The sequence below is a fragment of the Achromobacter sp. D7-1 genome (assembly GCF_059760445.1).
In genome coordinates this window covers 22,663-30,075 of record NZ_JCBAMT010000085.1, presented here as the reverse complement: position 1 = coordinate 30,075, position 7,413 = coordinate 22,663, and the positions used below count along the sequence as shown (strand labels likewise).

At 62.7% G+C, this 7,413-nt stretch carries 8 protein-coding genes; all 8 read left to right on the top strand.

From position 1 onward, the window contains the following. The first annotated feature begins 153 nt into the window (after positions 1-153). The 8 genes from AC6LKD_RS26955 to rpsI all read left to right on the top strand — a co-directional run bounded on the left by AC6LKD_RS26955 (position 154) and on the right by rpsI (position 7,209). Positions 154-1,251 (top strand): TRAP transporter substrate-binding protein, encoded by a 1,098-nt coding sequence (locus AC6LKD_RS26955; protein ID WP_498117951.1) that lies wholly within the window; start codon positions 154-156, stop codon positions 1,249-1,251. 255 nt (positions 1,252-1,506) lie between these two features. Further along, positions 1,507-2,661, top strand: a complete 1,155-nt coding sequence (locus AC6LKD_RS26950; RefSeq protein ID WP_013391407.1) for an ABC transporter substrate-binding protein — start codon at positions 1,507-1,509, stop codon at positions 2,659-2,661. Between the two features lie 169 nt (positions 2,662-2,830). Beyond that, positions 2,831-3,712, top strand: a complete 882-nt coding sequence (locus tag AC6LKD_RS26945; protein WP_041652165.1) for a branched-chain amino acid ABC transporter permease — start codon at positions 2,831-2,833, stop codon at positions 3,710-3,712. A 3-nt stretch (positions 3,713-3,715) separates the two neighbouring features. Next, positions 3,716-4,591: a branched-chain amino acid ABC transporter permease gene (locus tag AC6LKD_RS26940; protein WP_013391409.1), complete on the top strand. Its 876-nt coding sequence runs from the start codon at positions 3,716-3,718 to the stop codon at positions 4,589-4,591. After that, positions 4,584-5,372: an ABC transporter ATP-binding protein gene (locus AC6LKD_RS26935; RefSeq protein ID WP_013391410.1), complete on the top strand. Its 789-nt coding sequence runs from the start codon at positions 4,584-4,586 to the stop codon at positions 5,370-5,372. The genes AC6LKD_RS26940 and AC6LKD_RS26935 overlap by 8 nt, the downstream gene beginning before the upstream one ends. After that, positions 5,369-6,079, top strand: a complete 711-nt coding sequence (locus AC6LKD_RS26930) for an ABC transporter ATP-binding protein (RefSeq protein ID WP_013391411.1) — start codon at positions 5,369-5,371, stop codon at positions 6,077-6,079. The genes AC6LKD_RS26935 and AC6LKD_RS26930 overlap by 4 nt, the downstream gene beginning before the upstream one ends. Before the next feature lie 299 nt (positions 6,080-6,378). After that, positions 6,379-6,807: a 50S ribosomal protein L13 gene (rplM, locus tag AC6LKD_RS26925; protein WP_013391412.1), complete on the top strand. Its 429-nt coding sequence runs from the start codon at positions 6,379-6,381 to the stop codon at positions 6,805-6,807. 9 nt (positions 6,808-6,816) lie between these two features. After that, positions 6,817-7,209 (top strand): 30S ribosomal protein S9, encoded by a 393-nt coding sequence (gene rpsI, locus AC6LKD_RS26920; RefSeq protein ID WP_006217310.1) that lies wholly within the window; start codon positions 6,817-6,819, stop codon positions 7,207-7,209. The last annotated feature ends 204 nt before the right edge of the window (positions 7,210-7,413 follow it).

The following is a 7,413-nucleotide window of genomic DNA, read 5'->3' as shown; positions in this document are numbered from 1 at the left end:
GCGCCATGCGCCGCGGCTGCCTTGAGATCCCCGCAGTCGTTCCGGTCTTTGCAATCCCTTACCTGATAGTGTGGCCAGGCAGGCCGATATCAGCGTGTAATATCCGCCGGGTATCGCTTGATGTCCCAGGTGTTGCTGTAAAGGAGCAAAGAGATGCAACGACGTTCGTTCTTGAAGCACGCCGGTCTCGGCGCCGTCGCTACCGGAGCCGCCGTCAGCGCGCCCGCGTTCGCGCAGGACATGCCGTCATTGAGCTGGCGCCTGTCGTCCGGCTTCCCCAGCATCCTGGATCTGCGCATCGGCGCCGGCGAAAGCTTCTGCAAGTTCGTCTCGGAAGCCACTGGCGGCAAATTCAACATCCGCCACTTTCCCGAAGGCGAGATCGTGCCCGCCGCGGACCTGATGGAAGCGGTATCCACCAAGAAGGTGGAGTGCGGTCACGCGTCGTCCCGCGCCTACTACGCCAAGAACCCCGTCTTCTGCTTCGACGCCGCCGTGCCCTTCGGGCTGAACGCCAGGCAGATGAATGCCTGGATGAACGAGGGCGGTGGCCTGCGGCTGACCCGCGAACTCTTCAAGCCCGAAAAAATCATCAACTTTCCGCTGGGCAATACCGGCGCCCAGATGGGTGGTTGGTACACCAAGGAAATCAAGCGCGCGGGCGACCTCAAGGACTTGAAAATGCGCGTCGGCGGCCTGGCCGCAGACGTGCTGGCCAAGCTGGGCGTGGCCCCGCAGCAGGCCGACCTGGCCAAGCTGGCGGAAGCCTTCGAGAAGGACGGTCTGCAGGCGGTGGCCGGCGCGGGTCCTTACGATGACGACAAGCTTGGCCTTAATAAGGTTGCTAAGTATTACTACGCACCCGGCTGGTGGGCGCCCGGCGAGCAGCTGTCGCTCTATATCAATGACGAGGCCTGGAACGCGCTCCCCAAGAACTACCAGGCCGTGGTCGACGCCGCTGCCCAGGCCGCACACGCCGCCACCATCGCCCGCTATGACGCCCGCAACGCGGCCGCGCTGGCCCAATTGACCGCAAACGGCGCCCAAATCCGGACATTCCCGAGGTCCATCATGGACCTGGCGTTCGAGGTCACGCAGCAGGTCTATAAGGACTTGGGCGCCAAAGACCCCAGATTCAAGGCGATGCACGATAGTTACATGGGTTTTCGCGACAGCGAAATGCCATGGTTCCGCCTGACCGAAAGCGCCTACGACCAGTACCTGGGCGTAGCGTTATCGGCCAGAACGTAGGACACTTACGCCTGCCGAATAACATTCGGCGAGTGTTAGGGTTTTTGCTAGTAACCACACGTTTTTTACAAAAAAATGGGCGGTTTGTAGGCTTTTGTTGAATGGCGTTCGAGTAGCCGCCTGATACAAAGGAGTAATATCCCGGGTCTTGACGCGCAAACATGACGCCTTTAGGCGCCATCCGACGTCAATCCGGCAGGATTACATCAGCCCGGATACCAATATTCCGAGACAGACTTTAAGGTGGTAACAACCATGCAATCCAAGACCAAGAAGCTGCTGGCCGCGCTGATCGCTGCCGGTATCGTCCCGGCTGCCCATGCGGCCGACATCAAGATCGGCGTGGCCGAAGCCCTGTCGGGCGGCGCCGCCCAGTACGGCGTGTCGATCCGCAACGGTTTCCAGCTGGCCGCTGATGAAATCAACGCCGCCGGCGGTATCAACGGCAACAAGATCGTGCTCGTGGTCGAGGACGAACAAGGCAAGAAAGAAGAAGCGATCAACGTCTTCAAGAAACTGATCTTCAAGGACAACGTCCTGATGGTCTTCGGCCCGACGCTGTCGAACTCGGCCCAGGCCGCCGACCCGATCGCCCAGGCTGCCAAGACGGTCGCCTTCGGCACCTCCAACACCGCCGACGGCATCACCTCCATCGGCAACTACGTGTTCCGCAACTCGGTTACCGAAGCCGACGTGCTGCCGGCCACCATCTCCACCGTCAAGGCCAAGACCGGCCTGAAGAACGTGGCGGTGCTCTACGGCAACGACGACGTCTTCACCAAGAGCGGCTACGACAACTTCAAGAAGGCCCTGGAAGACCAGAAGATCCCGGTCACCACGACCGAAACGTTCGCCAAGGGCGACGTGGACTTCAAGGCCCAGCTGACCAAGATCAAGGGCACCAACCCCGACGCCATCGTGCTGTCCGCACTGTTGGCCGAAGGCGCTCCGATCATGGTGCAGGCCCGTCAACTGGGCCTGAATGTGCCCGTCATCGGCGGCAATGGCATGAACTCGGTCAAGATTTTCGACCTGGCCCCCGGTGGCGCGTCGAACAATCTGTGGATCGGCAGCCCGTGGTCGATCGAGAACAAGGCGGCCGAGAACGTCAAGTTCATCGACGCCTACAAGGCCAAGTTCAACGGCGCGCCCGACCAGTTCGCGGCCCAGTCGTATGACGCCATGTACATCGCCGCCCAGGCGCTGAAGAACGTCAAGCTCTCTGGCGATCTGCCCAAGGATCGCACGGCCCTGCGCGACGCGCTGCCCTCCGTGACCTGGACCGGCGCTACCGGCCCGTTCAAGTTCCGCCAGGCCAATGACCGCGCCGGCAAGCCGGCCGGTTACGACGCCGACCAAGCCCCCATCGTCAGCGTGACGAAGGACGGCAAGTACGTCATCGAGAAGTAAGCGCTACGCATCCCCGCGCGGGGGGATGCGCCTTGCGGACGGCGCGGCTGTCCGCAAGGCGCTTTTTATCGCAGGGCCGTCACCCTAGAAAAAATGCCTCCCCGCCGGGAGGCTCAAGGCCATGCAGTGGGCGCTGCATGGGGCCCTCACAGCTTTGGAAAGTCCCATCATGTTCGAACAACAATTCGTCAATGCCTTGTCGCTGGGCTGTGTGTATGCACTGTTCGCGCTGGGCTTCACGCTGATCTTCGGCGTGCTCGGGGTGATCAACCTGGCGCATGGCGCCGTCTTCATGGTTGGCGCCTACGCGGCACTGTTCGTCGTGCAGCAATTCAGCCTGCCCCTGTGGGCTGGGCTGATGGCCGCGTTCTTCGTCGCCGGCTTCACCGGGGTCATCATCGACTACCTGGTGCTCAAGCCGCTGCGCAAGCGCAACGCGCCCCACCTGATCCCCATGATCGCCACCATTGGCGTAGGCATCATCCTGAACAACGGCGCCCAGAGCATCTTCGGCGCCAGCAACCTGCGCTTCCCGCACGGCACCGTGCCCGAGGAAGTGATCGAGGTCGCCGGTCTGCACCTGACCGTGATCGAGCTGGGCATCATCTTCCTGTCTTTCGCGCTGATGGCCGTGCTGATGTACGTCATGCGCCGCACGCAATTCGGCCGCGCCCTGCGCGCCATCGCCGAATCGCCCAAAGCCGCCTGGCTGCTGGGCATCAACGTCGAAAAGCTGTTCGTCACCACCTCGTTTGCCGCGGCTGCCCTGGGCGGCGTGGCCGGCGTGCTGATCGGCCTGTACTCCAATGCGCTGTTCCCCCTGATGGGCCAGCCGATGCTGCACAAGGGCATCGCGGTCATCATCCTGGGCGGCATGGGCGACATCCGCGGCGCCATGCTGGGCGGCCTGTTCCTGGGCTTCGCCGAGGTGCTGTCGGTGGCCTACATCGGCTCCACCATGCGCGATGCGGTGGCTTTCGGCCTGCTGTTCCTGATCCTGCTGGTGCGCCCGCAAGGTCTGTTCGGCAAAGTGGTTCAACGCAAGGCTTAAAGAATGAGCGGATTCGAAAACTTCTGGGCCATCTATGGCAACCTGGTGCTCACGCTGGGCACCAACGCCTTGCTGGCCCTCTCCATCTGGCTGACCCTGGCCTGCGGCATGCTGGCCATGGCCAACGCAGCCTTCATGGGCATCGGGGCATACACCGCCGCGCTGCTCACCATGAACTATGACGCGCCGTTCTCGGTCGCGCTCGCCGGCGGCATGGCGGCGCCCGCGCTGGTGGCCGCCCTGATCGGCTTGCCGACCTTGCGGCTGTCCGGGGTCTACCTCGCCATGGCCACGCTGGGCTTTGGCGAAGTGGTCCGCGTGACCATTCTCAACACCGAATCCATCACCGGCGGCGCGCTGGGCCTCAATGGCATCCCGCAGCTGACGCAGTGGTGGCACGTGGTGTTGGCCGTGGTCATTGTGCTGTTCGTGCTGTGGCGCGTGCGCGCCTCCAAGATCGGGCGTTCGTTCGACGCCATCCGCGGCGACGAAACCGCGGCCGGCCTGATGGGCATCGACGTGCGCGCCAACAAGATGCTGGCCTTCGTGGCCGGCGCGATGATCGCGGGCCTGGCCGGCGCCTTGAATGCGCACCTGACCTTCTTCATCGGTCCCAACGAATACGGTTTCGACCGTGGCGTGGAAATCCTGACCATGGCGATCCTGGGCGGCATCGGCGGCCTGGCCGGTCCCGTGCTGGGCAGCTTCATCATTACCGTGCTGCCCGAAATGCTGCGCGGTTTTGCCGATCTGCGCCTGGTCGCGAACGGAGTGATTCTGGTGGTGATTGTGTTGTTCCTGCCGCAAGGCATCTGGGATCCGGCGCGCTTCAAGCGCTGGATGCGCCAAGGACGCCAGGGAGGCAAGCGCCATGCTTGAGCTTTCTTCCGTCTCCAAGAGCTTCGGCGGCCTGCATGTGCTGCATGACGTCAGCCTGTCCGTGCCCGAAGGCGCCATCTTCGGCTTGATCGGCCCCAACGGCGCCGGCAAGACCACGGTGTTCAACCTCATCACCGGCCTGTTGCCGCCCAGCGGCGGCACCATCACGTTCAACGGCCAGAGCGTTCTGGACAAGAAGCCGCACCGCATCACGCGCATGGGCATTGCCCGCACGTTCCAGAATATCCGTCTCTTCAAGGAGATGACGTTGCTGGAAAACGTGGTGGTCGGCGCCTATCGCCATATGAACTACGGCTTCCCCAGCTTGCTGCTGGGCCTGCCGGGCTACCGCGAGCACGAAAAGCGCGCCCGCGAGCGCGCGCACGAATTGCTCACCTGGATGCGCCTGGATCACAAGGCCAATGATCTGGCCGACAACCTGTCCTACGGCGAGCAGCGCCGCCTGGAGCTGGCGCGCGCGCTGGCCACAGAGCCCAAGCTGCTGCTGCTGGACGAGCCGGTCGCGGGCATGAACACCGGTGAACGCGCCGAACTCATGCGCGAGATCCTGGCCATCCGCGACCGCGGCTACACCATCCTGATGATCGAGCACGACATGCGCTTCGTCATGGGCCTGTGCGAACGCATTGCGGTGCTGAACTTCGGCAAGATCATCGCTTGCGGCGGACCCGACGAGATCCGCAACAACGAACAGGTCATCGAAGCCTATCTGGGCCGCGAAGACGACGAAGACACCGAACAAGCGGAGGCCGCACAATGAGCGTCATGCTGGAAGTCCGCGGACTCGAGGTCAACTACGGCCACATCGAAGCCGTCCGCGGCATCGACCTGGACCTGAACGCCAAGGAAATCACCGCCCTGGTCGGCGCCAACGGCGCCGGCAAATCGACCACGCTGCTGGCGCTGTCGGGTTTGCTGCCCAAGGCGCGCGGCAAGATCACCTTCGAAGGCGAGGACATCACCAACCTGGCGCCGCACCAACTGGTGGCGCGCGGCATCGTCCAGGTGCCGGAAGGGCGGGCCATCCTCACCACCATGACCGTGCTCGAAAACCTGGAGCTGGGCGCCTACCGCCGCGGCCTCAAGAACGTCGACTCGGACCTGGAATACGTGTTCAACCTGTTCCCGCGCCTGAAGGAACGGATCACTGGCATCGCCGGCAACCTGTCCGGCGGCGAGCAGCAGATGCTGGCCATCGGCCGCGCCCTGATGGCCAAGCCGCGCCTGCTGCTGCTGGACGAGCCCTCCATGGGCCTGGCGCCCATCGTGGTGCAGGAGATCTTCCGCTCGCTGCGCGCGATCAACGCCGACGGCCTGACCTTGTTCCTGGTCGAGCAGAACGTGCGCCAGGCGCTCAAGATCGCCCAGCACGGCTATGTGCTGGAAAATGGCGCCATGGCGCTGACCGGCACCGGCCGCGAACTGCTCGGCCATCCCCGCGTGCTGGAAGCCTATCTGGGCGCCTGACCGGCGGGCAGGCGGGGTTGCGTCCCCTGTTATTGGCATGGCTGGGCGGCGCCTTGGGGCGTCGCCTCTTCATTTCCTGCGGCCAATCAGTTGCCCATTTTTTGAGCAGTTGTGTTAGAATCGCAGGCTTTCCCTCGTTTTGGCTATTGCACGGGCGGGTAATAACGCTTAGGCGGGACGCTGATATCGGCTGAAGTCTGCTGGAAACCCAATAGGTTTTTCCGCAATTTCGGCCCAGTTCGGGGAAAGGAACTGGCTGGATGGTCCAGCCAGGGAAATTTTTATTCTTAGGAACCATCATGAAGACCTTTGTGGCCAAGCCGCATGAAGTCCAACGTGACTGGTTTGTGATCGACGCCAAGGGCAAAGTCCTCGGTCGTGTGGCCAGCGAAGTCGCACGTCGTCTGCGTGGCAAGCACAAACCTGAATTCACGCCGCACGTTGATACCGGTGACTACATCGTCATCGTCAACGCTGCCGATATCGTTGTTACGGGCGCCAAGGCGAAGGACAAGAAGTACTTCCGCCACACGACGTACCCGGGCGGTATCCGTGAAACGAACTTCGAGAAAATGCAAGAGCGTTTTCCCGGCCGCGCCATTCAGAAGGCTGTCAAGGGCATGCTGCCCAAGGGTCCTCTGGGCTACGCCATGATCAAGAAACTGAAGGTGTACGCCGGTGCCGAGCACCCGCACACCGCCCAGCAGCCCAAGACGCTGGATATCTAAGGAAACGCCATGATCGGTAACTGGAATTACGGAACCGGCCGTCGCAAAACCTCGGTGGCTCGCGTTTTCATCAAGAAGGGCACGGGTAAGATCGTTGTCAACGGCAAGCCCGTCGACGATTTCTTCGCCCGCGAAACTGGCCGCATGATCGTGCGCCAGCCGCTGGAACTGACCGGCCACCTGGAATCGTTCGACATCAAGGTCAACGTGCACGGCGGCGGTGAAACCGGCCAGGCCGGCGCAGTCCGTCACGGCATCACGCGTGCCCTGATCGACTACGACGCGACCCTGAAGCCCGCACTGTCGCAAGCTGGTTTTGTCACCCGCGATGCCCGCGAAGTCGAACGCAAGAAGGTCGGCTTCCGCAAGGCACGTCGGCGCAAGCAGTTCAGCAAGCGTTAATACGCTGCTCAAAAAGCCCGCTTCGGCGGGCTTTTTTTCGCACCTTTGGTTCCAGCGCCGGCGCTGCCCGGTTGCTGCGCGCCGCGCGGAACTCCGCGCATTCCGTCCGGTCGGAAAGAAGGACTGCGGTGCCATTTCGGGCTCTTAGCCGCAACACCCGCTTTCCCGAGCGATACAATCGATCCTCGTTCTACGAAGAGCACA